Source organism: Microcoleus sp. PH2017_08_TRC_O_A (assembly GCF_020738665.1).
GTDB lineage: Bacteria > Cyanobacteriota > Cyanobacteriia > Cyanobacteriales > Microcoleaceae > Microcoleus.
The window spans coordinates 1-24,934 of sequence record NZ_JAEQCE010000061.1 but is presented as its reverse complement, the minus strand read 5'-3'; the positions used below and the strand labels follow the sequence as shown (position 1 = coordinate 24,934).

The following is a 24,934-nucleotide window of genomic DNA, read 5'->3' as shown; positions in this document are numbered from 1 at the left end:
GTGTGGAACGAGCGCTAATTTAGCTGCGGGAGCAAATACGGGCATCGGTTGAGTTGGGTTGTTAACTTTGGCCGATCGCACAGTTCGATCGCATTTCTGAGAAATGCTCTATTCCGGTCAGCTATCAACTATTGGTTGCACGCAAGGAGATCCCGCTACTTCCAGTCAGTCGATTTTAAATTTTAAATTTTAGATTTTAGATTGACTCCACAGATGAATCTAGGAGCTTGCACTTTGGTCTAAAATTTTAGGCTCTCCACACTCATAGCGTTGGGGGGTTGTACCCGTTTTGGGGCGGGTCACAGATTGCTGACAGATAATTGGTAATCGATAGTTGGTTAATGGTCGATCGGTAATTGATAATGGATGGAGCCGGCGGCAGGTGAAATTGACTTGGCAATTCAAGCCTGATTTGTGCTGCTGCTATTTTTCCCATTACCTGTTACCCGTTCACCAATCCCAATTTATCGGCGTTTCAGTTGATTCCGAATTGCCTGCGTTACCGTTTGAATTACTTTAACACGAGCATAATACTTGTTATCGGCCGCAATTATAGTCCAGGGAGCTGACGGGGTGCTGGTGCGCTGAACCATTTGATTCACCGCCACTTCATAATAATTCCACTTTTGGCGATTCCGCCAATCTTCAGGAGTGAGTTTGTATTGTTTAAATGGATTTTTTTCTCGCTCTGTAAACCGCTTTAGTTGCTCGTCTGGACTGATGTGCAGCCAGAATTTAACTACGACACAACCGAAACTGGTGAGTTGCTCCTCAAATTCGTTAATTTCCTGGTAAGCTCGGCGCCATTCGGGTTCGGTGGCAAATCCTTCCACTCGTTCGACCAGCACTCTACCATACCAACTGCGATCGCAAATGCTGATTTTACCAGCAGTCGGCAACCGCCGCCAGAACCGCCAGAGGTAGTGGTGAGATTTTTCTTCATCCGTGGGGGCAGCAAACGGATTAACGGTGTAACTGCGGGGGTCTAGGATGTCCGTCAAGCGTTTGATCGCGCCTCCTTTACCGGCGGCGTCCCAACCTTCAAACAGCACTAAGACAGGGATTTCATCTTCGTCGATGCTTTGTTGCAGTTTGCCAAAACTGGTTTGTGCTGCGCGAAGTTCCTGTTTGTATTCGTCTGGCGACAGCGATTGAGTCAAATCTACTTGGGCGAGCAAGTTGGGTTCGGTGGGTGACAAGCTTTCTTGAGGTGGCAATTTCAGTGGTGCAGATTGCGTCGGGAGTCTCTCTAGGGCTTCTGTAATTGTCGCTGCCATTTGCGTTAAAACTTTGACTCTCGCCCAGCGCTGACAGTCCCCTTCTACTAGCGTCCAAGGTGCCGGGCCCGTGCCGGTTTGAGTTACCATTTCTTCGGCCAAAGTTGTGTATTCTTGGTATTTTTTGGCTTGTTTCCAATCTTCGGGCCGCACTCGCCAAGCTTGTAAGCTGTCGTCTTCTAGTTTTTTGAGCCTGTGCTTGAGTTCTTTTTTGCTCAGGTGAATCCAAAATTTGGCGATCGCCGCGCCGTCATCTACCATCTGCCGCTCGAAGGCGTTGATTTGCCTGATGACTGTCGGTACTTCGGCGTCAGAAACTCTCTGGAACAATCGGTCTTCTAAAACATGAGTGTACCAACTGTGGTAGAAAAAACCAATCCGCCCTCGCGCCGGCAGTTTCTCCCAAAACCGCCACAGGAAAGGATAGCCCATTTCTGCCTCTGACGGCGGCCAAATCGGGTGGACGGCAAACCCCCGCGGATCCATGTACCCCACCATTTTTTTGACCAGGGCGCCTTTGCCGGCGGCCGCCCAGCCTTCGAGTACGATGATTGCAGGCAGTTTTTTTTCCCAGCAGGTCTGTTGGAGCGATCGCAACTGCTGCATTAAAACTTCGATTTTGGCATCATAGGTTTCTTTGTCCAAGGAAATATCTAAATCGAGGTTGTCGAGCATATTGACCTCATGCAAATCTGAGACAGCAGTTTAACGTTAGTTTAACGTTAGGATAAAATTAAATCTTCAAGTGCCGCAAAAAGTTATAAAAAATACACTTATGCTCGGTTAAAAGTGCAATGCTTATATCGCCCAATCCGGGAGACAGTTAATAGAAACAAAACTCCCCTTGCCTCAAACTTGCCAAAAAAAACCTGAGCGGTTATAGTTGAATAAGGCAACTTTTTAATAAGTTCAAATTCTCCCCTCCCCCGATCGGGCGAGCAAACAGGAGGAGCAACAAATCCCTGCAACAGGATTTATTGTAAAACAGAGTACAAGTAAAAATCAACTACCCGGTGGGGGTGAAAACTTCTTTACTTAGCTGTATCAAATTTATTTAAATAATAGTTGATCGAGCATCAGCCTCGATAACTTCCAGCGCGCTGCTTGCGAACGTTGGGCGTTTCTCGGATCGGCAACTCAAATACAAAACTAGCCCAAAAGGGCAAACCAATTTTTATGATTGCGCCATGAGATAAAACCTGAAAGCCTGGGTGATATAAACAGGTTTCTGAGTTTTATCAACACCATTCTCAACAACTAAAAGCTGTGGAACAGGCATATTACCTGTTACCGACATTTGTGCAAAATGTCCATTTGTGGAACAGGCATCTTGGCTGTTACCGACATTTGTGCAAAATGTCCAAATTACTGTACTCATTTGCCAATACCCACTAACAGGAACAGTCCGAATTTACGGATTGCAAAGTTTTCTATGAATATCTTGACAACACGCTCCTACAAAGGTGAAAGTGACTGGTGCGCGATCGCCAATTTAATCGATGCTTGCGAAGCAGTCGATGGAGTCGGCGAAGAAGTATCCGCCAGCGAAGTAAAGCTTGTACTCGACGCCCCCACACTCGACAAAGCCCGCGACGTACAGTTGTGGGAAGACGGAAACTACAGACTAATTGGTTTAGCACTCCTAGATATGCCAGATTCCCAGGATGAAATAGACGGCTGTCTCTGGTTTTACGTGCATCCAAAGGCGCGCGGCCAAGATTTGGAAAAAGATATCATTAAATGGGGCGAAAAGCGCCTGGGCGAAGTCTCGAAACAACGGAATTTGCCCGCGAAATTGCGTACCTACAGTCGGGAAGATGAAAGCGACGAGATGCGGCTGTTAGAGAAAGAGGGCTTTGAAGTCGATCGCTATTTTCTCACAATGACGCGATCGCTCGCCGAACCAATTCCCGCACCCGAATTTCCCGCAGATTTTGCCCTGACGCACGTATCCGGGGAAAAAGACATCCAACCCTGGGTAGAAATGTTCAACCAGTCATTTATCGATCACTGGAACCACCACGATTTAACAGCCGAAACCGTGCGATACTGGATGCAAGACGAGAATTATCAGCCGGAATTAGACTTAATTGCTGTTTCGGGCGATCGTAAATTTGCAGCATTTTGCGACTGTCAAATCAAACCCCAAAAAAACCCCCGCAGCGACGCAAAAGACGGTTGGATTGAACTATTGGGTACGCGGCGGGACTTTCGCAAAATGGGCTTAGGAAAAGCGATGCTGCTAGCTGGTTTGCACACCTTAAAAGCGGCGGGTGCAAATACAGCTAAACTCAGCGTCGATGCCGACAGTTTGACAGGTGCAACAAAGCTTTACCAATCAGTCGGTTTCCGCCCGATGGAAACTTGGCTGTCGTGGGCTAAACCAGTTTAAAACAAGGTTGGTAGTGAACGCTAGATACCCGAGTTCTTAAAGTAAACCCACCCCACCCAACATGAATTGAAAAGTGTTTTTAATGCTGTAGGGGCGGGTTAACCAACCATAATCGCCACCCAACAAACAATCTCAAAAACCCGCCCCACCCAACAAACAATATCAATGTACATTCAGATTTATGGTGGGATGGGGCGGGTTTTTATATATTGTTGGTCATCGTTATATATGGTTGGTGAACCCGCCGCTACAGCTTAATTTTTACCGTTACCATTCCCATTCCCACCAGTCGTAAGCAAAACCCGCTTAGCCAAAGGTTCCGGTACTTCTTGTAATCGATCGAACTCCCAGTTAAAAAATCCCACACCCATCGTCTGCGATCGCAATTCTACAATTAAATTCTGCATTTCCGCGATCGGCAAATAAGCCGAAACAGCATCCCATCCCTTCCAGTCTGCTTTACCCTCATAGCCGAGAATTTGACCGCGATGTCCGCTGACCAACTGCAACACCTTTGATGTACACTCGTTGGGAGCGCAAATTTCAACTTTGGCGATCGGCTCCAGCAAAGTTGATTCGCACTTCTCCATCCCCGACTGCATCGCCAACCGCGCCGCCTGCTTAAAAGCTTGTTCCGAACTATCAACAGAATGATAGGAACCGTTAGTCAGAGTCACCGATACATCTACCACGGGAAAACCCAACGGGCCGCGATCCAAATATTCGCGCACTCCCACTTCAACGCCGGGAATATACTGTTTTGGAACGACTCCGCCGACTATTTTGTCAGTGAAATTGAAACCTTCTCCGCGAGGCTGCGGTGCGATATCGAGGTACACGTCGCCAAACTGTCCGTGTCCGCCGCTTTGGTGTTTGTAGCGCCCATGAATGGAAGATGCAGGTTTGCGGATGGTTTCTTTGTACGGTACTTGCGGTAAGTGAGTTACCATCGGCAAATTGTACTTGCGGCGCAACCTATCTAAGGCTACTTTCAGATGAATTTCACCTTGACCCCAAAGTATAACTTCGTGAGTATCTCCGTGCTGTTCCCAAACTAAAGATGGGTCTTCTTCTAATAGTTTAGCTAAGGCAGAACTCAACTTAACTTCATCATTGCGCTTTTCGGGGACGATCGCCAGTGCGTACACAGGCGAGATGATTTCTGCTTTTGGCAAGAATTCGTCAGAACCCAGCACATCGCCTGTTCTCAAGCCTTCCAGCCTGCCTACAGCGACAATTTTCCCGGCACTGACGGACTGCAAACTTTGCGTTTGCTGGCCGGTCAATCGGTACAAACCGTTAACTCGAACCCCGTTCAAAACTGCTCCATCTGTCAGGGTTCCCCGCCAGATTCTCACTAACGATAGCTTACCTCCTTGAGGCGTGTAATAGGTTTTGAGAATTTGACCGAGAACCTTGTTTTCACCTTGTATAAAACCGCGTCGCTCTGCTGTAGTTTCCGGTGTCGGCGCTTCTCTGAGTAAAGCTTCCAGCAGAGGCCGCACGCCGAAATCTTGTTCGGCGATACCGATGAATACGGGCACTATTAAATCAGCGCCTAATTCCATCTTGAAATCGCGGGTAATCTCTTCAGCATCGGGATTGATTTCTTCCAGCAATTCTTCGAGTAAACGATCGTCAAAATTAGCCAATTCTTCGAGCATTTCCTGTCGCGCGGCGCTTTCTTGTGCTTTGAGGTGTTCGGGAAGCGGGACTGGATCTGCGGGTGCGCCGGAGTGATAGTGGTAAGCTTGTTCGGTTACTAAGTCGATAAAACCGATGATTTGTTCGTTTTTGCCGATCGGGTATTGGTGAGGTACAATTGGTCTGCTAGAAACGGATTTGAGCGCGTTGAGTACGTCGGTGAAGTTGCTACCGCAGGTGGTTTCGTCTGTGCAAGCGCGATCGATCTTATTGATGAAAACTAGGTGGGGAATTTCCCAATCGTCGAGGAATTTGAACAGCGGGGCGAGGGTTAAAGTGCGATCGGCAACCGGTTCGCAAACAATCACGGCTGCATCGACACCGATAAGTGCATTGTAAGTTTCTTGGACAAATTCGATCGAGCCGGGACAGTCAAGAAATGTGAAGCGGACGTTTTCGTATTCGGTGCTCGCGGCGTTTACTTCTACGCTCATTTTGCGATCGCGCGCTTCGGGCGAACTGTCACCTACCGTATTACCATCCTTAGCATTACCCTTGCGAGTAATCGTCCCTGTCACCGACAGCAAACTTTCGAGAAGTGCGGTTTTACCGCTTAAATAAGGGCCAACAATTGCAACGTTTCGCGTGGCCCTAATGACATTTTCGTTCATATAGCCTCCTACACAAAGTGAAGGGGAAGGGGAAGGAGAAGATGATATTCAGGAAAAAAACTTGTGTTTGCCGGTTTCTCCGATCTCTTCCCTGGTGAATCTGAAAACTTTTATTTTGCGATCGTTCTTAGTTTAAACTTAAATTGCGACACAAATTCATTAATTACTGTGAAGTATTAAGTATTTTTGTAAATCAATTTGTGAAAATGCTAATCCCAGAAACCGGGTTTCTTCCTAGATTTTTCTTACTCAACCGAAAATATTCATAGAAACCCGGTTTCTCTGCTAATCCCAGAAACCGGGTTTCTTCCTAAATTTTTCGTACTCAACCAAAAATATTCATAGAAACCCGGTTTCTCGCCACGCAGCGAGAGAAATTAGTTGTAGGGTGTGTCGCGAAAATCCCTAAATGTGACAAACAATCTCCTAGCGACGCACCTTTCTTGGTTCACAATCCGTGCGCCAACAAACCCAACATTTTTTTGATTTGTTTTTTGAGCCTTAGGAATGAAAATTTAATAACTTACACTTTGATGATTGTTGTGGGATGGGCGTCCCGCCCGTCCTTTCTGCACGGGCTCTCCCGCTCATCCCACAAATTTGCTTAAGTTATTTAATTTTTATTCCTTATATATAAGGTGCGTCGCTCTTAAATTGTCGCTCTTTGTTGAGAGATTTTTGATGTATCCACACCCTACAAATACTCACGAGTAACCAGAAATCGGCTTTTTTAGGACAATACTTCGGTATCACCATCACAAACATATTCGGTTTCTGGGCACCCGTGCGTAAATTCGATCGGCATGACACACAGGCTTTCCACAATAGCGCCCATCTTTGCTAAAATTCTAACAAGTAAAGCATTCAGAAGCAATAATTATGACTGCTATCCAAGAGCAAGCTATTAAAACAGAACCCTTTGACTATTTAATCGCTGATTTCAATAAAATCCGAAGTCTCTACACGGTAGAAGAACCTCTTGAAGCTTTTAAGTTAATTATTGAGCAGGAAGTAATGCTAAGTGTAATTTTAGAAGCTCATTCTCAAGTTAGAGAACTATTTCCTAGCGAAAGATTAGCCTTGGAAGTGAAAACCGATCCAGAAATTGCCAATTGGCGATCGCTCTGGATTACGATCTACACTAAACTAGAAGTCGATGAAGCTTTTGAAAAATTGATGATTCTTGATGATACTTGGTGGCTGGATAAGATAACTACTGTTACCAATAGTAAATTGCATATTAGTTTGGGATTTGAGTCAAATGAGATTTGATTGGTCTGAATATTTGAATTTAGCCCAAGAATTGGCGGCAATCTCTGGCGATTCTGACAATAATGAGGCAAAATTGCGATCGGCAATAAGTCGATCATACTATGCAGTATTCTGCTTAGCTAGAAATTACTTGCGCGATGTTGAACAAGACTCTAGGCTTTCTCGCAAAAATTCTGATATTAACGAACATCAATATGTGGCTGAAGAATTTATTTTTCATAAATCTAAAGCTAAAAAAATGATAAAAATAGGGGAGAACTTAAGCAGATTAAGGCTGTTCAGGAATAAGGCAGATTATGCGGATACGGTATTTACATTATCAAGCGATGTTAAAATCGCTTTGAAAATAGCTCAAAATATTATGACATCTCTGAGTGAATTAAATCGTGAAAATTGAGCGATAATAGTAGGGGCGGGTTCACCCACCATATATGAAACCCACAAATAATCTCATAAACCCGCCCCATCCCCGCGATTATTTACATCAACATTTTACAAATAAATTTATGGTACATTTTTATTGTTGGTGGGGGAGGGCGGGTTTATGAAATTGTTGATTTTTATCGTAAATTGTTGGTGAACCCGCCCCTACAAATTCGTCTGGAAACGATTAATCTAATTAATGTCTCAGCAGCCGCAAACCACTCAATGTCACTAAAACTGTAGACCCTTCATGACCGATGACGCCGATCGGCATTGTGATATTTCCGAGAAAATTAGCAGCCAATAACAGTATAATGCAACTGAGTGCAAAAATAATGTTTTGCTTGACTACATTTTGAGCGCGCCGCCCCAAACTAATTGCTTTAGCTAGTTGTTCTAACTTGTCCGCCATTAATACGATGTCAGCAGTTTCTAAAGCCACATCGCTACCGGAAATCCCCATCGCAATTCCCACGGAAGCCTGGGCGAGGGCGGGGGCGTCGTTGATGCCGTCTCCTACCATTGCGACGGTTTGATACTGGGTTTGCAACTTTTTAATTAGGTGCACTTTGTCTTCTGGCAAAAGTTCGGCGTACACTTCATTGATGCCTAATTGGCGGGCGATATATTCAGCGGTTTGCTGGTTGTCGCCTGTCAGCATTATGATATGTTCTACGCCTAATTTTTGCAAGCGTTTTATCGTGGCTGCTGCTTCCGGGCGGACTGTATCTGCTACTGCAATGATACCTAAAAGTTCATCCTCCTTTGCCACCCAAACAACCGTTTTTCCTTCCCCTTGCAACTGATGACTTACTTCAGTCAACTCAGCAGTTGCTCCGACAAAACTGGCTTTACCAATAGTAATGGTTTGATTGTTAACTTTACCGACAATTCCTTGACCGATTTTTGCTTGTACGTCGATCGCACTTGACAACGGTAACTGTTGCTGATTTGCGGCTTGGACAATTGCTTGGCCGATCGCGTGTTCGGAATGAGCTTCCAGAGCCGCAGCTAATTGCAGAACTTCTGTTTCAGTATATCCGGTAGCTGGTACAATTTGGATAACTTGCGGTTTTCCCGTGGTAAGGGTTCCAGTTTTGTCAAAGGCGATCGCCCGAACTTTACCAATTATCTCTAATTGCGCGCCGCTTTTAAACAAAATTCCCTGTCTCGCGCCGTTAGCAATCCCCGAAAGCAGCGCCGGCATAATCGAAGCCATCAGCGCGCAGGGAGATGCGACTACTAGGAAAATCAGCGCCCGATAGATGGTATCTTCCCAATTCCAGCCCAAAACAAAGGGCGGCAAAGTTGCTAGCAGCAAGCCTAAACCGACAATTAATTTAGCATAACCGCGCTCGAACTTTTCCACAAACTGCTGAGAAGGCGGCGCTTCGGTTTGCGCTTGTTGCACCAGCCGAATCACTCGCTGAATCAAACTGCTTTCTGGACTTTTGTGCACTTCCAATTGTAGCGCGCCGGCACCGTTAATCGTACCTGCATAGACTTCATCGCCGGCGGTTTTTTCCACGGGCATCGATTCGCCGGTAATTGAGGCTTGATTCAGGCTGCTGTAGCCTTCGATAATTATTGCATCTGTGGGGATGATTTCTCCGGGCTTGACTAAAATACGATCGCCAATTGCCAATTTGTCGATCGCAATTTCCCTTTCCCCATCGTACATTAGCACCCGCGCAGTATCCGCACTCAAGCTCATCAAACTGCGAATACTCCGTTCAGTCCGCTGCATAGCATAACCTTCTAGCGCGCCGCTAATTGCAAAGATTAAAATTAAAACAGCACCGTCCACAATTAAATGATATTCTCGCCGCCACAGCCCCAAACCGGCCGCGCCCAAAGCAGCCACAATCATCAACAAATCTACATCTAATTCGCGTTCTTCAAACAGCGTAGTCAACCCTTCGCGGGTGCTGGAATAGCCGCCGATAACGTAAGCAGCGGGCAATATTAACACCGCTAAGCCCAGCCAACCGACTTGTAGGGCGATCGAACCCAAAATTACTAGAATTCCGCACAGGGCGGCAGTCACAGCATCAGGATGTTCTTGGGCGAGGCGCGAGAGGCGAGAAATGGGGAGGGAATTGGGAGTCATTGGATTTTAGATTTTGGATTTTAGATTTTGGATTGAAGAATTAAGCCCGTGGTTGAATCCAGGGGCTGGTTGTCAGGATGCGGAACTTTTATGTGTTTCCGCAGCCTCTACCGGGTGTCTCGAACAAAATTGCTTTCAGTTATGGGAGAAATTTGATTTGGTAGAATGACTCCTGCATTGTAAACCTTGACATTAGTGTCAATGTCAAGAGTAAAACTAAAATAAATTAAGCATCGGCGGTTCGGAGATGCGATGGTTCAACTCGCTACTCCGAAAGCCCGCCAGGGGTTGAAAACCCCTGTCTCAAAGCAAAAGTCGTCTCAAAGACGACTGAAGTTTGCTGAAAATGGCATCTAATTTTGCAGTCGGTTTTAACCGACTTCTGTTATGAGACAGGGAATTGATTCACTCCTAGGATTGCGGGTAAATGCGATAGTCAGATATACAATCCACTCTGAAAAGCTACCAACACACATCCGCGTACATCCCCGTACATCCGCCCCTATCTGCGGTTAAAAAATCATAAAATCCCGTACAACAATATGCAGCAACAATATCTAACAATCAAACAACTTACAGACGCAGTAAAAGGCACAATTACGCCTCGGATGGTGCGGCACTATCACGCTTTGGGGCTGCTATCTCCGGCCGTGCGATCGACTTCTAACTACAGACTGTACACCCGCAGCGACGTGCAAAGACTCCAAAGAATCGTCGCACTCAAGCAGCAAGGCTTTCAACTTTCTCACATCCGCAAACTCTTAGAAACAGACGCGGAGGCTTCCCCAGACGCGGTGATGGCGACTCTCCAACGGCAATATCTGTCGGTAATTCAGCAGATTGTGCGCCTCCGAGAAACGGCCTCAGCCCTCGAAGGATTGCTGGGGCGGGATCTTTCGTGTCAAGCGGTGCAAGCGGGCGCACTGGCTCAATTGAGGCTGTTGGAGGCGGAAACTGAGGGTGGATTGGGACAGTTGGAACAACTTTGGGATGCTTGGGATGCGGGGGCCCACACTCACCCGGAGGCGTTTGGGGAGTCGTTGCAGCATTTGTTGCCGGATTTGACCGATCGCTCGGAAATTGAGGTAGACTTGCTGTCAAAACTGGTGTTAGCATCGGGTGATTGTTCGCTGCTGCCGTTTGTGAAGTTAAGCGAAACGGCGATTAAATCTGCCCGGGAAGCTTTGAAAAATCGGTGTCAAATTGTGGCTGACGTGCCGCCTGTTTTTGCCGCTTTGGATAACACAAGATTGGCGCATTTGGGAACAAGTATTACAACTTTAATTGACGATCCGCACATCAATGCTGTGGCGGAAGCTGAGCAGGAATTCTGGCACGAGCGCGAGTGGTTTGAAAAGTTGTTGAAACTGGAAAAAGGCTGTATATTGGTAGTAGGATATGCGCCGTCTGTGCTGATGGCGGTTTGTGAGGCGATCGCGATCGGGCAACTGCAACCGGCTTTGGTCATTGGAATGCCGATCGGCTTCAGTCATTCTCCGGTGGCGAAACGTCGGTTAGTGCGATCGGGCGTTCCTTATATTACGACGGTGGGGACTTTTGGTGGCGGCTTGTTGGCGGCGGTTGCTTTGAATGCTTTGGTTGAGTCTTTGATTGAAAAGCCGAATTGTCACTGTCATCTTAAGTGAAAAGATGCAATTATCTGAAACTTTCCTGGACTCACCTGGCGCAAGATAAAAATGAATTATTAGGTATGTTGTTGCGCTTCAGCGCTCTTACTTATATATTGAAAGAGCGCCCAAGCGCAACAACATACCTTAAGCACACACCGTAGCTTTCTGTCAGTCCGTTATTCAATACATTACCTTCGATCGCGATCGCAACTAAGAGTGCAAAAAAACAAATTGAAGCTATAAATCAAATCACCACTTGCCCAACGCGCCCCAAACAGCACCCGAAATTACCCCCCAAATCGCCCCCAAACCAGCCCCGACGATCGCACCTACGACAGGGGCCAACTGCACCGACACCCCACCGCCCAGAGTCGGAAATATCGCACAAACCCCCGCCCCCAACACCGCACCTGCAAAAGTCGCCAAAAAACTCCCCCAAATCGCACCCAAAGCCGCACCCCGAATTCCCGAAGGCTGAAACGACACCGGCAGCTTCGGCGCAAACCCGCAAACACCCAACAAACTCCCAGAAACTAAACCTCCAATCGCACCCACACCCGCCGCCACAATTGCCACACCCAGCAACAAACCCCCAAACTCGATCGTCGGGCGCATCTGCCCGTTATATTGCTGCCAAACCACTAACCCAGCCCCTAGCAAAACACCAGCCAAAGTCCCCAAAAACGCTCCCCAAACCGCCCCCAAGAATGCTCCCCGCCGGCCCCACACCCTCCCCACCGGCAGTGCCAGAGGAGGCGAAAAAGCCGCCCAAATACAGCCCCAGACAGTACCAATCCCCGCGCCCGACAAAATCCCTTGCCCGATCGCCCGATTATCACTAATCGCCCCAAACACCACACCGCTGATCGCAGCCAAAAAGAAAGCCCCCCAGAGAGTCCCCAGCAAAACTCCCCCCCACTTCCGCCAAATCTGGTTCGGCGACAAAGTAAAAATGCCCCACATCATCCCAAAAAAACTGCCCCAAATCGAACCGACAAAAATTGCCCCCAAAATCGCGCCGCCGCCCTCCGCGATCGCCGAAAAAATCCCCGCCACCGCCGCCAAACACAAAGTACCCCAAACACCGCCCCAAGCAGCATCCTGAACAATCCGCTCAAACTTGCTAGGGGGAATCTGAGGCGCCGGAGTCCGACTCCGAGAAGGAATCGGTAGCATCGGCATTTGATAGTTGCCCAGTTGGCGCGGCAGCCCCGTCGAGGGCTGTTGTCGGCGCACTGCGGTCTCCCTCACGACGGGTGGTGGTTGGGGCTTTTTACGCTTGGTTTTGGCGGGCTGCAAGTGCAATCCGTTGCTGACTGCCTGCCGCGAAGGAAACGGATCGCGACCTTTGAGGAGTTTTGCCCGATCGCACCAAGGGCACCGACTCAGATGATTTCCGTATTTGTGCTGAGTGTTTTTGCTGCAAGTAAGTAGAGAATCTTCCGCTTCCCGAATCGCATTCACCCAAGTTTTCGCATCCGGGCGCGCCGACGGATTCCCGTGCCCTTCCTCAAAACAGCGGATAAACATCTGTCGCAGCCGGGGATGCAGCATCTCGAAAGATGGCGCTGCGGGCATCGGGCGGTAGGGTATCCGCTTGGTACCGCTGGGGAAATGGCCCGATCGAATTCTCGCTTCTAAAGACGGCGGTTCGTCGCTACCGAGATACACTCCCGAAAACGGGTGCGTACCTTCCATTAACAATTGAAAAATTAATACCCCCAAACCGAACAAATCGTGCTCTGGGGCTCGATCGATATCGCGGAAAGTCTGGCCCTGCAATTCCGGCGGTGTAAACTCGGGTTTCCCCACGGGACACCGATAAACGTAACCTGTATAAGGATCGCGCACTTGAAACGAATCGGTGTCTACCAGCGTTACTAAAGCCGTATCCGTGACAAGAATATTCGACTCGTTGACATCTCCAATGACGTAACCCCTGACGTGGAGGGCATTTACAGCCGAAGCGAGGTTTCTGGCGGTGCGGTGGAGGTAAAGATAGTTAAATAGGGGTTTTTGTTCGCGCCTGGTTTTCGGAGTGTAGAAAGTGTGTACCGGCAGCACTTTCTTGACGCGCGGCATCACAAAACCGACGATTTTTTCGCGCCCGCCGACAGTATGCAGCAAATCGAGAGGCCAAGCAATTGAGGCGTGTCCCGGTTCCGCGATCGGCGCATCCGGTGGCATACTGAACATGACTGTGAGTTTGTCGCCGTCTTCGTCTGTCGGTTTGTGGTAGATTTTTGCTACCAGGGACGAGTCTTTGGCGATCGGGTAGATGCGACCTTGACCGCCACTGGCGATCGCGCTGTTGGTGTCGATCGCAATCAGTTGTCCGCTAAATTGGCGTTGCAACTGCATAGAATTCCGTTAGGGGATAGAGGATTAGTCATCAGTTGACAGTTGACAGTTGACAGTTGACAGTTGACAGTTAACAGCTATCTTTTCCGTCGATAGAAGAGGATTGGAGTGTTGACAGTTGACAGCTACCCATAGCCGTCGATAGAAGAGGATTTGATTTCCCCCTAAACGGGAAGGCTTCAGCCCCAATTTTCATGCGTGAATTTTAGATCTGAGATTTTAGATTGAAGAAAGCGACCCCACTGATAAACCGATAATTCTATTTTATTGTGGGATGGGCATCATGCCCGTCCTGAAAAACTCAGCAACAGGCAAGATGCCTGTTCCACCATAGTTCAATTTTGCAATTGTGGTTACAGTCGATCGGGCTCTATTCCCATGTCTCGGAGTCTTAATTCTAAGGCTTGCGATCGCGATCGTTCTTGTTCCAGCAGCATTTCTGCCTGTTCGGCCCGCGCCTCGGCTTGCTGTCGCAGTCGATCGAGTTCCACAAAATTCATAAACGGTTCTTGGTTAGCCCCGAACATTTCGAGTCCTGTTTGAGATAATTGAAACCGCACTCCCAGTCTCGGACTGATCCAGCCGTCCATTTGTTCGATCGCTTCAAATTGTGACTCAACCTGCAACCATCCTGTCAGTTCTAAAGTTTGCGGGTTGTACAAATAGTATTCTTCCACACCGTAGCGTTCGTAAAATTGAAATTTTTGAATCATCGGAGTCAGACGATTTCCCGGCGACCAAATTTCAAAGGCGACTTGCGGTGCAATATTACCTTCGTTCCACTGTTGGTAAGAACCTCGATATCCTTTGGGGATGCCAAAAACTGCCATCACATCTGGCGCTTGGCATAGTTTATTATTTCCTTCCACCGGATACCACAGCAAGTCACCCGCTACAAAAACATTCTGGTCATTTGCAAACAGCAATTCTAAGTTTTCTTTAATCCAAACAATTAATCGAAACTGATCTGTATTGTTTGACATCGGTTCGCCGTTATCGTCTGGGTAGATGACATTTGATTTTTCGGGAGATTGCAGTTGTGTAACCATTGCTGTTTTCCCATTCTTTTTAATGAGTTGATTTTAGTTTAACCGATAAAATTGGGTCTGAAGCCTCCCCGTTTAGGGGGAAATCAAAGAAAATGATTCATTGCTCCAATCCTCTTCTATCCACACAAGAGGTAGCTGTCAACTGTCAACTGTCAACTGTCAACTGATGAACCGATCGCCTGTTTCGTCTTCCAGTTCGTCAACTGCGGTTTTGATGAAGTTATCCACCAACCAGTCGCGGGTGCGCGAGAAATTGCTCTCCAATTCCAGGTAATGACTGCCTAATTTTGCCTTAAAGTCTTTGGGAAAAATCTCTTTGGCGGCTAACAGATTTTTCCAGCGGGTTAACTGGCTGCTGTTGCATTCGGGAAAGCGGTTGTACAAATAGTCGATCGCGATCGCCTCTAGAATGTCCGCACCCAAGATTTCCCGCCGTTTTAGCTCGTTTAAGAGCGTACTTTTCGACTGCTGAGTTAGATCTAAGTGTTCGCCCATCGTTCCTTCGATCGACTGCTGGATCAGCCAGTTACCCGCACGCAAAAAATCGCGATCGAATTCCAAGTAAATCGCCCCCGACAAAGCCTCAAAAATCTGGGCTAAAAATTTATTGTACTCGCTTTGTTCTGTTGCTTTCCCGCTGGCGGCTCCCCGACAGAGTTCGTTCAATTTCAGATTTTCGGCAAATTCCGAGAGTTTTTGACTGTCTGCTAAACGAGCTTTTAAGGTTGAAATCGCATCGCAGTCGAGTTCGGGATATTCGCGGTACAGGTAATCGGTAACAACAGCACCGAAAATCGCTCCGCCTAAGAGTGAAAGCCGTTTTTGCTTCACATCTTCCCCAGCCGGAGACTCCTCCGGGCGATCGCAGCGGCTGCTCAAGGCCGTTTCCAGCAGTTCGGTTTGCCCAAAGTCCGAAATGCCGATCGCTACTTTGACTGCTTCAATATCTACCTGTTTAAATTTTATCTGCTCTAATTCTTCTTCACATTTTGCCCACTTTTCCAACCAATCACCGCCAGCATTTTCCACATACAAATCAACAAAATCCACCCCGTGGTGCATCCAATCATCCTGCATTTTTCGGGCAGATTCTAGTTCTTCAAAGACTTTTTGTAAATTGCTTTCAACGGTGCTTGTACCTTTTACTGTCATAGTATTGATTTTGATGTAATTTGATTTTATTCCAACAATTTCAGCGCACTTCAATCTAATCTCAATTCAATTTATACCCAGTTGCTAGTTATTTTACCTGAAAGAATTGGTTTAAAGCCCCAAGCCCGATCGGGAGGAATTAAGAGAAGACTATTCATTACTCCAATCCTCTTCCTTATGATTGTCAAATGCCCTCAAGCGGTCAACTGTCAATTGTCAACTGAATGAATAGATTGATTGTTTCGGTAAATTTTCCCATTTCTCAGCCAAGAATTCCGGAGAACCTCTATCTTTCACAGGCAGCCATCGGGCCGTGCACCTTACGGCTATTGATTGCTGCGGTAAATCTTCCCGTTGCTGGGCCAGGAATTACGCAGAACCTCTATCTTTTGTAGGGTGCGAATTACACACCTTACCGCTATTGATTGCTGCCGTAAATCTTCTCGTTGTTTAGCATTCGTATCAATTACCTGTTTCCGCACTTTGCCATATCCCCCCGGGAAACAGAGAATGGGAGGAAAAATCTTGGCGTAGCCTTCGGGCCCAATGGAAGCGGGCTGATGATTAAGTTGGTGGCATTGTCTAAAATTCTGCAATATGCGAGTTATTCAAAATTTCTTGTTCACCGAATTTTGAGCAGTCGAACTATTCTCAGCAGCAGATCGGGTGAATTTATGGGAATTTGAGGTAGCGACCTGCGGGCAAATTATCACTATTATATAATGCAATGTTAACTAACTGGTTCAGGAAATTTGCATCTTTTGTATCATAACTTAAAAATAGTCCTCTGTCAATCCCCCAACCTCGAAGAGTTTGTTGCCAATTTTCATATTTTTGTTGAGAAAATTCATCAGAAAGAGTAGTGACTTGAATGCACAGGGGCTGCTGTTGGCGGTTGCTGACGATCGAATCGGTAGCCATAGAAAGATCTGCTACATAGCGATACAAAACACTGCCTTGGCGTTCGACTATCCGGGCGGCGATCGCACGAATGACGCGATCGTCAGCCGGATCGAATTTACCCGCCTTGAGTTTTTGTTTCCAGATGTAAAATTTGCGATCGTTTTCACTCAGCCATTTAGGAAATAGATAGCCGTACCAATACCTTTCGCCCGGAGTCATTGACTCAAACGCCGTTTCTCGATCTCTTTCCGAAGATAGGGATTGAAGCGCCAGCCAAACCTGAGAATCTCGCATAAGCTGTAGCAAAAAAGCCAGCACAAATTTCTTAGCAGTTAGCGAACCGGGTTTGACATCTTTCACCCAGCGATTGATTTCATCCAATCTTCTCGCCAAACTCGGATCTATAAGATCTGCTTCGCTAATTAGGGAGTTGAGCTTATCCTTAATCTCTTGTGCTTGCAAGTGACGACCTACTGTACAGATTAAACCAGAATTGTTGACACCTCGATTTTATTATAGAAGCGCACCAAATTTTCGCCGCTCATTCATTTGAAGCGATTAGACTTGTTGCCAAATTCAGAATCGGGAATTTTTTACCGCAGATAAATGCCGATTGACGCAGATGGATGTTGGCTTTTTCAATATGTTTATTTTTAATTGTCCTGTGCCTCCGAACTCGAAAAAGTTGCTAACAATAATGTTAAGTCATCATCGGTGCGATCGCACACGCGGGGCGATCGCAAAAACGACTCTAATTGCTCTTTTGCATCCGCATCTTCCTTCGCCGTGCCCGAAAACCGAAACAAAGGTGCAAAAAACGGCCCGTGGGGCGTACCTTCCGGGATTTTGAGAGCGAGCATTTGCAAGCCGTCGGAAAACACAGCCAAGTGCCGCAGGGGTTCCCGCATTACCTGAAATTGCGCTGTTTCGATCGCATTTGGCGAAATCAAAAATATGGTTTCATTGATATATTCACCGCAGGGAGGTATCGTAAGGGCGATCGCATTTCCCGCACTATCGCCCGCCACCGCCGCACCATCGCCAATTTGAGCAACCGCGATCAATTCCGGCGTAGCCACAACCGCAATTAAAGTGCAAGCTAAATCCCTCGCCGCCACTTCCCGGGTTGCAGCTTCCGCTTCCACAGCCGCCCGCGCAACTTGCAGGGATGCTGTGAAAAATACCTGCCATTCCTCGTCACTTTCAGGCTGCAAATCCTGTTGACAAATCGTTTCCACAACCGCTTCCACAGCAATTTTTGCCCCCACTTCTGCCAGTGCAGCCGAACCCGCGCCGTCAGCTACCGCTGCTACCAAAACACCGTTAGACAAGACGCGCCAACAGTGGGCATCTTGACAGGGTTGCGATCGTTTTTCGTGGCTCGTACCAGTCACCGATGCGGCTACAACTTGCCAATTAAATAATGAATTATCCATTAATAACTCTTGTATTCAAAACTTCGTAAATTCAAAACTATGGAAATTTATTGGGAGCATCTCATTGTTGTAAAAAGCATTTTTATGTAGTAGTGCGAGCGTCCCCGCTCGCTTCTATAACCAAGCGATCGTCCCCGCTCGCTTCTATAACCAAGCGAGCGGGGACGCTCGCTTCTATAACCAAGCGAGCGGGGACGCTCGCACTTTTAAAGCAAAATTGAGATTCTCCCAATTCATTGTAAGCACTTCGCACCTTACCAATGACTGATGCAAACTGCCAACTGCAAACTGCCAACTGACTAAACAGTTCCCCATCCGGGCGGTGGAAGTGCGACTTGTTCGTCAATTTTTGAGTGAGAAACTCTCTGCATACTAGCCGACAGCCAAATGAACATCTCTCGAAAGTCTAATCCTTTCAATTTTACAGGAGTGCGATCGACAATTTCCGCGAGACGGGAGATATTCGCACCTTCCACACCGACTGCAAAAAAAGCCACGCGCTTGTTAGTTTCTTCCTCTTTGATCCGCTGTGCTGCGATTTCCACAACATCGTCCGATTCGCCTTGAGGTTCGCCGTCGGTAATCATAAATACCCACGGGCGGTAATAGGTAATGCCGTTGTTGCGGTATTCGGATTTGCGGGCTGCAATGGTGTCTAGTGCTAGCTGAATGCCGGCGCCCATGTGGGTTTGTCCTTGGGCTGTCAGCAGCGGTGTCTCGAACTGATCGGCGGTCACGAAGTCTTGCACGACTTTGATATTATTGTCAAAGGAAATAATTGCGACTTCGACTCGCTTTTTAGCTAGTTCATCTTTAATTAAGTCATTCCTAAAAACTTCCAGCCCCTCATTCAAAGCGTCTATGGGTGCGCCTTGCATGGAGCCGGAGGTGTCCAGCAGGAGGACGCAGGGACACCGTGGCTCTGGGTTTTCGGCAAATTCTACGGCTTCGTCTAGTCTCATGGTTCAGGATTGACCTTGGAGTGGCTCGGTTTTTAGCATTGTCACTTTACTGTATCAAGTCAGTAACATATTTAAATGCAACTTGCTAGGGCGATCGCATTTTACCATTTTCGTGAAATATCAGCGTCAAATATTTAGTGTCAAATATCAGAAGGGTGATTCACGCTCCCGATAGCTTCGCTTCACGATCTTTTGTTCGTCCCCGCTCATCCGCCTTCATCTGCGGTCAAAAAAACAAATTCATTCTTGTCTGTGCTAGTATAGACTAATAGTATTCCTGCAAAATAAGGATATCTTATGATTGCAACAGTCACAGAAAAGTTGACCTTTGACCAATTTCTTGTAGAATGTCCCGAAGATGGACTCTATGAACTGGTAAATGGAGAAATTGTCGAAATAATTTCAACCCGAAATCATATTGATGTTGCCGGCTACATCCGTGACTCTTTTTACGCTCAAATCAAAAATCTGAGCTTAAATTATGTAGTGACAAGCCAAACAGCTATCAGAACTGTAAATAAAGCTGGAGTAGAACAAGGGCGGAGACCCGATGTCAGTGTAATCGATCGCGATTTGTGGCGATATGACCGCTCGGCTTATGCTGCCTTGCGCGAACCAATTCAGTTGGCGGTGGAGGTAACATCAATGAATTGGAATGTCGATTATATTCACAAATTTGATGAGTATCAGCGTCTCGGAATTTCAGAATATTGGGTTGTGGATTATTTGGGAATTGCTAGCTCAAAATTCATCGGAAAGCCGAAAGTTGCGACTGTATTTGTCCACCTTTTGGATGCAGACGGTAATTATCAAACAACTACGTTTAAGGGCAGCGATCGAATTGTGTCTCGGACTTTTCCAGAATTAACGCTGACAGCAGAACAGGTACTGTATGCTTAAATTAGGTTGATTAGCCTAACTCTGTTATTATCTATAAAAAATCACTGCAAATATGAAAACTGTTTCTGAACAAAAACCTGTTAGTCCTTGGAATTACAAACCTTGGTGGTGTCAGCCTTGGTCGATTCTTTTGACAGGAACAAGTCTAATTTCTGGTAGTTGGTTTTTGCTAAAAACTGTTTGGATAACAGTTTTAGTCGCGATTCCTTTATTGACTTGGATGGGATTTTTCTTGTTGGTTTGGCCGAGGTTGATGCTGTCTAGCGGTGCTTTGGATTCTCATTCAGATTAGGTTTTGGGCGGTGCGTAGATAGATTTCATAACTTACGCCACTTTCAAAAGTATGTTGTTGCGCTTGAGCGCTCTTTTCTATAATAAATAAAAGAGCGCTGAAGCGCAACTACGTACCTATACCGTGTTGCGCTTCAGCGCTCTTTTTTGTCTTATATAAAAGAGCGCTGAAGCGCAACTACGTACCTATACCGTAAATTTACAGCAATGTATGCAGTGCCTACCCTACAATAACTCTACGCTTGCGGGTAATAGTCTTGAATTGCTTTCACTTCCATCGGATGCGATTTGAGCGATCGAATTCCCGATGCTGTTGCCTTGGCACCGGCTATGGTGGTAATAATCGGGATTTTGTAAGTCAAAGCTGTGCGGCGGATAAAGATGCCGTCAGCGCGGGATTCTTCGCCGGAAGGTGTGGTAATAATTAGTTGGATTTTCTCATTCTTGATCGAATCTAACAAATTTGGCCGCCCTTCGTGCAGCTTCAATTCCAAATCTACGTCTAAACCTTGCTCTCGCAAAACTTTGCGCGTACCGTGGGTTGCGACTATTTTGAAACCCAATTCCAAGAATTCCTTGATTACTGGTACTACTGCTAGTTTATCGCGATCGCGCATCGAAACCAACACAGTTCCAGACTGCGGCATCACTTGGCCAGCACCGAGTTGAGCTTTGGCGAAGGCTTTGCCGAAATCTGTGTCAATTCCCATGACTTCGCCAGTCGATCGCATTTCCGGCCCTAACAATGTATCAGTTCCTGGGAATTTAGCAAACGGTAGCACGGCTTCTTTCACGGAAACGTGAATTGGTATAATCTCTTTAGTAAAACCTAAAGCTTCCAGAGTTTGGCCAGACATGACTCGCGATGCCATTTTGGCTAGGGGAACTCCAATTGCTTTGGATACGAAAGGTACTGTACGAGAAGCGCGCGGGTTAGCTTCCAAAATGAAAACTTGTTCGCCTTGTACCGCAAATTGAATGTTCATCAACCCGATGACTTTCAAGGCTTTTGCTAGTTCTATAGTCTGGCGGCGGATTGTGACTAAGGCTGCGTCAGAAAGCGTTTGGTAAGGGATGGAACAAGCCGAGTCACCGGAGTGAATGCCCGCTTCTTCGATGTGCTCCATGATACCACCGATGGTGACATTGCCAGTCGCATCGGCGATCGCATCTACATCAACCTCGATCGCATTTTCCAAGAACTTGTCAATTAAAATCGGATGATCTGGTTCTACGTGTACTGCATAAGTCATGTAGCGTTCCAATTCCGCATCGGAATAAACAATTTCCATCCCTCGCCCGCCCAACACGTAACTCGGCCGCACAACTACTGGATAACCGATCCGTTGAGCTACTATTAAGGAATCCTGAAAACTACGGGCCAAACCGTTAGCAGCTTGCTGAATATCCAATTCCCGCAGAATCTTTTCAAATCTTTCCCTGTCTTCTGCCGCATCAATAGAATCCGGGGAAGTTCCCCAGATTTTTGTTTGTACGTCGGGGTGATTTTCGAGAGCTTTTTGCAAAGGAATCGCCAATTTCAGCGGCGTTTGTCCGCCAAATTGAATGATTACTCCCTCCGGATTTTCCGCCTCGATGATGTTGAGAACATCTTCTTTGGTTAGCGGTTCAAAATACAGGCGATCGCTCGTATCGTAGTCTGTCGAAACCGTCTCCGGGTTCGAGTTGACCATAATTGTCTCAAACCCATCTTCCCCGAGGGAATAGGAAGCGTGACAGCAACAGTAATCAAACTCAATCCCCTGTCCGATCCGGTTTGGGCCGCCACCTAAAATCATGACTTTGCGCTTAGTAGAAGGCAAAACTTCCGACTCCGGCGCCAGACTGTGGCCGACAGGCGAAATCTTCTTTTCTTCATCGCCCAATTCCCAAATTGCTGCTCCAGCTTCGTAGGTGGAATAGTAATATGGTGTAAAGGCTTCAAACTCGGCCGCGCAGGTATCGACTGTTTTGTAAATCGGGATGACGCCTAACTGTTTGCGGTAGGCGCGGACTTCATCTTCCGATGTTTTTGTAGCGTAAGCAATTTGGCGATCGCTAAATCCCAACTGCTTTATTTCAAACATTGTGTCTTTTGTCAACTGTTTGAGTGCAGTTCGTTTCAAAAACTTCTCGGCTTCCAGCAATTCCTGCATTTTATCCAAAAACCAGGGGTCAATTGCTGTGAGTTCAAAGATGTCTTCCACGGACATTCCCATCATCATCGCGTGGCGGACTGTAAAAATGCGATCGGGATTTGGCGTTCGCAATCCGGCGCGAATTTGTTCCAAACTCGGCAACTTTTCCGGTTTGTCGCACCCGAAACCTGCGCGGCCAGTTTCCAATCCCCGCAGTGCTTTTTGGAAAGATTCGTTGAAGCTGCGCCCGATCGCCATTACCTCTCCTACTGACTTCATTTGCGTTGTCAGAGTCGGTTCGGAACCGGGGAACTTTTCAAAGGCAAATCGGGGAATCTTCGTCACCACGTAGTCAATTGTCGGTTCAAAAGACGCGGGAGTTTTCTTGGTAATATCGTTGGAAATTTCGTCTAGGGTGTAACCTACTGCTAATTTTGCCGCCATTTTGGCGATCGGGAAACCTGTTGCTTTCGAGGCCAAGGCGGAGGAACGAGAAACCCGGGGATTCATTTCAATGACAATGAAATCGCCGTTGACTGGATTGACTGCAAATTGAATGTTAGAACCACCTGTTTCTACTCCAATTTCGCGGATAATTTTCACCGAAGCATCGCGCAGGCGCTGATATTCTTTGTCTGTCAGAGTTTGGGCTGGTGCGACGGTAATCGAATCGCCCGTGTGCACGCCCATCGGGTCAAGATTCTCGATCGAACAAATAATCACTACATTATCTGCCAAATCCCGCATCACTTCCAGTTCGTACTCTTTCCAACCGATCAAAGATTGTTCGATCAAAATTTGCGATACCGGACTAGCATCAACACCGCCTTGGGCCATTTCTTCAAACTCTTCTTGATTGTAAGAAATCCCGCCTCCCGTGCCGCCCATTGTAAAAGCCGGACGGATAATTAACGGATAAGTACCGATTTGGTGGCCGATTGCTTTGGCCTCGTCGAGATTGTTAGCAATTCCCGAAGGGCAAACTGCCACACCAATTCGTGCCATCGCTTCCTTAAATAACAGCCGATCTTCGGCCATTTCAATTGCTGGTAATTTAGCGCCAATTAACTCTACATTGTACTTTTCCAGAACACCATTTTTAGCAACGGCAACGGCTAAATTTAGTGCTGTTTGACCGCCCATAGTCGGTAAAATTGCTTGAGGTCTTTCTTTAGCGATGATTTGTTCGAGGATGGCCGGCGTTAGGGGTTCGATGTAAATGCGATCGGCAGTTTCCGGATCGGTCATAATCGTTGCAGGGTTGGAATTCACCAGCACTACTTCGTAACCTTCTTCTCGCAAAGCTTTGCAAGCTTGTGTCCCCGAATAGTCGAACTCGCACGCTTGGCCGATAACAATTGGGCCGGAACCAATCAGGAGAATCTTTTTTAAGTCTTGGCGGCGGGGCATAGGTTCGTAATTGGTAATTGGACAGGATTGATGATAAATTTGATATTTTGCATCATTCTGAGAAACAGGCTCTCTGAGCTGTTCCACCAAAAGCTTACTCAAAACAGTGCAAGTTTTGTTGTTAATTTGAAATTGTGCACCATTATCAGCATTTTGGAAGCGGAACCTCGCGACTCCGGCTGACAGGCGCCGCCAGCGAAGGAGAAATATTGATGGGGAAAGGGCGCAGTCGATCGCTAAATCCAGACTATTTTAAGTGTTGCGGTCAAATCGTGCTGTAATATACACAATCTTGGTCTGGCGCGCGATCGTGGTAGGGACACGGCACTACCCAAGGAGTGTCAACTTAACGTCAAACCCGCAGTCCGATAGTCCGGCAGGGGCTGAAACCCCTGCATCAAAGCGAAAGTCCTCTCAAAGAGGACTCAAGAACTCATTAGTCCTTATTTGAGAGGACTGTCTTCTATTAGCCAGGGACTTGAGTCCCTGGCGGGCTGGCGGGTGGGCGGCAGGAATCTGGCGGGCTAACGGCTTAAGTTGATACCAATGGGTACTACCGTCTCCTGACTGTGGGAAACGGGTAAAATCCACCGGATGGGATGATGAAATTGCCCTCTAAACCGGCCAAGGATGTGACAATCGTACATCCAGCCGTGCAGGGGCGGTAGATGGAGGGAGGACACCGCACCCTGCCGTTTCCCTACCCGCAAACATCGATCGCCCGCTAAGGATGTGACAATCTAAGTTAGCACCCATCTCTCCCCCTCTCCCCCTCTCCCCCTCTCCAACCTACTAGATGAGGGAATGTGCCGAGTATTGTAAAACTTCATTCAGTTTGTAAGCATAAGTAATCAAGCATGGTATTATGTGGTCAGGAGGTTGAGAATGCAGCTAACAGAACGTCACATCATT

General features: G+C 47.1%; 18 protein-coding genes. 6 read left to right on the top strand and 12 right to left on the bottom strand.

Annotated elements, in window-relative coordinates; genetic code table 11:
- Positions 1-464 precede the first annotated feature (464 nt).
- Both pap and JGK22_RS20795 read right to left on the bottom strand, forming a co-directional pair.
- The gene (gene pap / locus JGK22_RS20800; protein ID WP_293186246.1) at positions 465-1,952 is read right to left on the bottom strand and encodes a polyphosphate:AMP phosphotransferase; all 1,488 of its coding nucleotides are present in this window, start codon (positions 1,950-1,952) and stop codon (positions 465-467) included.
- 499 nt (positions 1,953-2,451) lie between these two features.
- Positions 2,452-2,655, bottom strand: a complete 204-nt coding sequence (locus tag JGK22_RS20795) for a hypothetical protein (protein ID WP_293186248.1) — start codon at positions 2,653-2,655, stop codon at positions 2,452-2,454.
- 54 nt (positions 2,656-2,709) lie between these two features.
- Here JGK22_RS20795 and JGK22_RS20790 point away from each other — a divergent pair, with 54 nt between their 5' ends.
- Entirely contained in the window at positions 2,710-3,669 is a 960-nt protein-coding gene (locus JGK22_RS20790) for a GNAT family N-acetyltransferase (protein ID WP_293193398.1), read from the top strand.
- A 254-nt stretch (positions 3,670-3,923) separates the two neighbouring features.
- On the opposite strand, the gene JGK22_RS20785 is transcribed toward JGK22_RS20790, so the two are convergent.
- Complete coding sequence (locus JGK22_RS20785) at positions 3,924-5,984, bottom strand: elongation factor G (protein ID WP_293193399.1); 2,061 nt, start codon at positions 5,982-5,984, stop codon at positions 3,924-3,926.
- Positions 5,985-6,863: 879 nt separating this feature from the next.
- Here JGK22_RS20785 and JGK22_RS20780 point away from each other — a divergent pair.
- Both JGK22_RS20780 and JGK22_RS20775 read left to right on the top strand, forming a co-directional pair.
- Complete coding sequence (locus JGK22_RS20780; RefSeq protein WP_293213726.1) at positions 6,864-7,256, top strand: peptidase; 393 nt, start codon at positions 6,864-6,866, stop codon at positions 7,254-7,256.
- Positions 7,246-7,653: a HEPN domain-containing protein gene (locus tag JGK22_RS20775; protein ID WP_293193402.1), complete on the top strand. Its 408-nt coding sequence runs from the start codon at positions 7,246-7,248 to the stop codon at positions 7,651-7,653. The genes JGK22_RS20780 and JGK22_RS20775 overlap by 11 nt, the downstream gene beginning before the upstream one ends.
- A 222-nt stretch (positions 7,654-7,875) precedes the next feature.
- Here the strand turns inward: JGK22_RS20775 and JGK22_RS20770 are convergent, their stop codons facing one another.
- Complete coding sequence (locus JGK22_RS20770) at positions 7,876-9,789, bottom strand: heavy metal translocating P-type ATPase (protein WP_293313541.1); 1,914 nt, start codon at positions 9,787-9,789, stop codon at positions 7,876-7,878.
- A gap of 542 nt (positions 9,790-10,331) precedes the next feature.
- Between JGK22_RS20770 and JGK22_RS20765 the strand changes: the two genes are divergently transcribed.
- Positions 10,332-11,435 (top strand): precorrin-8X methylmutase, encoded by a 1,104-nt coding sequence (locus tag JGK22_RS20765; protein ID WP_293219681.1) that lies wholly within the window; start codon positions 10,332-10,334, stop codon positions 11,433-11,435.
- Positions 11,436-11,669: 234 nt separating this feature from the next.
- Here JGK22_RS20765 and JGK22_RS20760 read toward each other — a convergent pair whose 3' ends face one another.
- From JGK22_RS20760 to JGK22_RS20735, 6 genes are all read right to left on the bottom strand, one after another.
- Positions 11,670-13,781, bottom strand: coding sequence for a DNA-binding protein (locus tag JGK22_RS20760; RefSeq protein WP_293186261.1), 2,112 nt, complete (start codon positions 13,779-13,781; stop codon positions 11,670-11,672).
- 353 nt (positions 13,782-14,134) lie between these two features.
- Positions 14,135-14,830 carry a Uma2 family endonuclease gene (locus JGK22_RS20755; protein ID WP_293186262.1) on the bottom strand — a complete coding sequence of 232 codons (696 nt, stop codon included), beginning with the start codon at positions 14,828-14,830 and terminating at the stop codon, positions 14,135-14,137.
- Positions 14,831-14,989: 159 nt separating this feature from the next.
- Entirely contained in the window at positions 14,990-15,982 is a 993-nt protein-coding gene (locus tag JGK22_RS20750) for a ribonuclease III domain-containing protein (protein ID WP_293186264.1), read from the bottom strand.
- Positions 15,983-16,654: 672 nt separating this feature from the next.
- A complete protein-coding gene (locus JGK22_RS20745) occupies positions 16,655-17,347 on the bottom strand; it encodes a hypothetical protein (RefSeq protein WP_293186266.1) in 693 nt (230 codons plus the stop codon).
- Positions 17,348-17,538: 191 nt separating this feature from the next.
- Positions 17,539-18,321, bottom strand: a complete 783-nt coding sequence (locus tag JGK22_RS20740) for a PP2C family serine/threonine-protein phosphatase (RefSeq protein WP_293186267.1) — start codon at positions 18,319-18,321, stop codon at positions 17,539-17,541.
- A 299-nt stretch (positions 18,322-18,620) separates the two neighbouring features.
- Positions 18,621-19,283, bottom strand: a complete 663-nt coding sequence (locus JGK22_RS20735; protein ID WP_293186269.1) for a VWA domain-containing protein — start codon at positions 19,281-19,283, stop codon at positions 18,621-18,623.
- A 297-nt stretch (positions 19,284-19,580) separates the two neighbouring features.
- Here JGK22_RS20735 and JGK22_RS20730 point away from each other — a divergent pair, with 297 nt between their 5' ends.
- Together JGK22_RS20730 and JGK22_RS20725 are read left to right on the top strand one after the other, a co-directional pair.
- Positions 19,581-20,183 (top strand): Uma2 family endonuclease, encoded by a 603-nt coding sequence (locus JGK22_RS20730; RefSeq protein WP_293186270.1) that lies wholly within the window; start codon positions 19,581-19,583, stop codon positions 20,181-20,183.
- Between the two features lie 52 nt (positions 20,184-20,235).
- Positions 20,236-20,475: a DUF6737 family protein gene (locus JGK22_RS20725; RefSeq protein WP_293186272.1), complete on the top strand. Its 240-nt coding sequence runs from the start codon at positions 20,236-20,238 to the stop codon at positions 20,473-20,475.
- Positions 20,476-20,710: 235 nt separating this feature from the next.
- Here JGK22_RS20725 and carB read toward each other — a convergent pair whose 3' ends face one another.
- A complete protein-coding gene (carB, locus tag JGK22_RS20720; RefSeq protein ID WP_293197811.1) occupies positions 20,711-24,022 on the bottom strand; it encodes a carbamoyl-phosphate synthase large subunit in 3,312 nt (1,103 codons plus the stop codon).
- A 615-nt stretch (positions 24,023-24,637) separates the two neighbouring features.
- Complete coding sequence (locus JGK22_RS20715; RefSeq protein ID WP_293186273.1) at positions 24,638-24,778, bottom strand: hypothetical protein; 141 nt, start codon at positions 24,776-24,778, stop codon at positions 24,638-24,640.
- Positions 24,779-24,934 lie beyond the last annotated feature (156 nt).

Excerpts from the sequence above, each read along its gene's own strand:
- pap (WP_293186246.1), bottom strand. The coding sequence starts at position 1,952 with ATGCTCGACAACCTCGATTTAGATATTTCCTTGGACAAAGAAACCTAT.
- JGK22_RS20795 (WP_293186248.1), bottom strand. The coding sequence starts at position 2,655 with ATGAGTACAGTAATTTGGACATTTTGCACAAATGTCGGTAACAGCCAA.
- JGK22_RS20790 (WP_293193398.1), top strand. The coding sequence starts at position 2,710 with ATGAATATCTTGACAACACGCTCCTACAAAGGTGAAAGTGACTGGTGC.
- JGK22_RS20785 (WP_293193399.1), bottom strand. The coding sequence starts at position 5,984 with ATGAACGAAAATGTCATTAGGGCCACGCGAAACGTTGCAATTGTTGGC.
- JGK22_RS20780 (WP_293213726.1), top strand. The coding sequence starts at position 6,864 with ATGACTGCTATCCAAGAGCAAGCTATTAAAACAGAACCCTTTGACTAT.
- JGK22_RS20775 (WP_293193402.1), top strand. The coding sequence starts at position 7,246 with ATGAGATTTGATTGGTCTGAATATTTGAATTTAGCCCAAGAATTGGCG.
- JGK22_RS20770 (WP_293313541.1), bottom strand. The coding sequence starts at position 9,789 with ATGACTCCCAATTCCCTCCCCATTTCTCGCCTCTCGCGCCTCGCCCAA.
- JGK22_RS20765 (WP_293219681.1), top strand. The coding sequence starts at position 10,332 with ATGCAGCAACAATATCTAACAATCAAACAACTTACAGACGCAGTAAAA.
- JGK22_RS20760 (WP_293186261.1), bottom strand. The coding sequence starts at position 13,781 with ATGCAGTTGCAACGCCAATTTAGCGGACAACTGATTGCGATCGACACC.
- JGK22_RS20755 (WP_293186262.1), bottom strand. The coding sequence starts at position 14,830 with ATGGTTACACAACTGCAATCTCCCGAAAAATCAAATGTCATCTACCCA.
- JGK22_RS20750 (WP_293186264.1), bottom strand. The coding sequence starts at position 15,982 with ATGACAGTAAAAGGTACAAGCACCGTTGAAAGCAATTTACAAAAAGTC.
- JGK22_RS20740 (WP_293186267.1), bottom strand. The coding sequence starts at position 18,321 with ATGGATAATTCATTATTTAATTGGCAAGTTGTAGCCGCATCGGTGACT.
- JGK22_RS20735 (WP_293186269.1), bottom strand. The coding sequence starts at position 19,283 with ATGAGACTAGACGAAGCCGTAGAATTTGCCGAAAACCCAGAGCCACGG.
- JGK22_RS20730 (WP_293186270.1), top strand. The coding sequence starts at position 19,581 with ATGATTGCAACAGTCACAGAAAAGTTGACCTTTGACCAATTTCTTGTA.
- JGK22_RS20725 (WP_293186272.1), top strand. The coding sequence starts at position 20,236 with ATGAAAACTGTTTCTGAACAAAAACCTGTTAGTCCTTGGAATTACAAA.
- carB (WP_293197811.1), bottom strand. The coding sequence starts at position 24,022 with ATGCCCCGCCGCCAAGACTTAAAAAAGATTCTCCTGATTGGTTCCGGC.
- JGK22_RS20715 (WP_293186273.1), bottom strand. The coding sequence starts at position 24,778 with ATGGGTGCTAACTTAGATTGTCACATCCTTAGCGGGCGATCGATGTTT.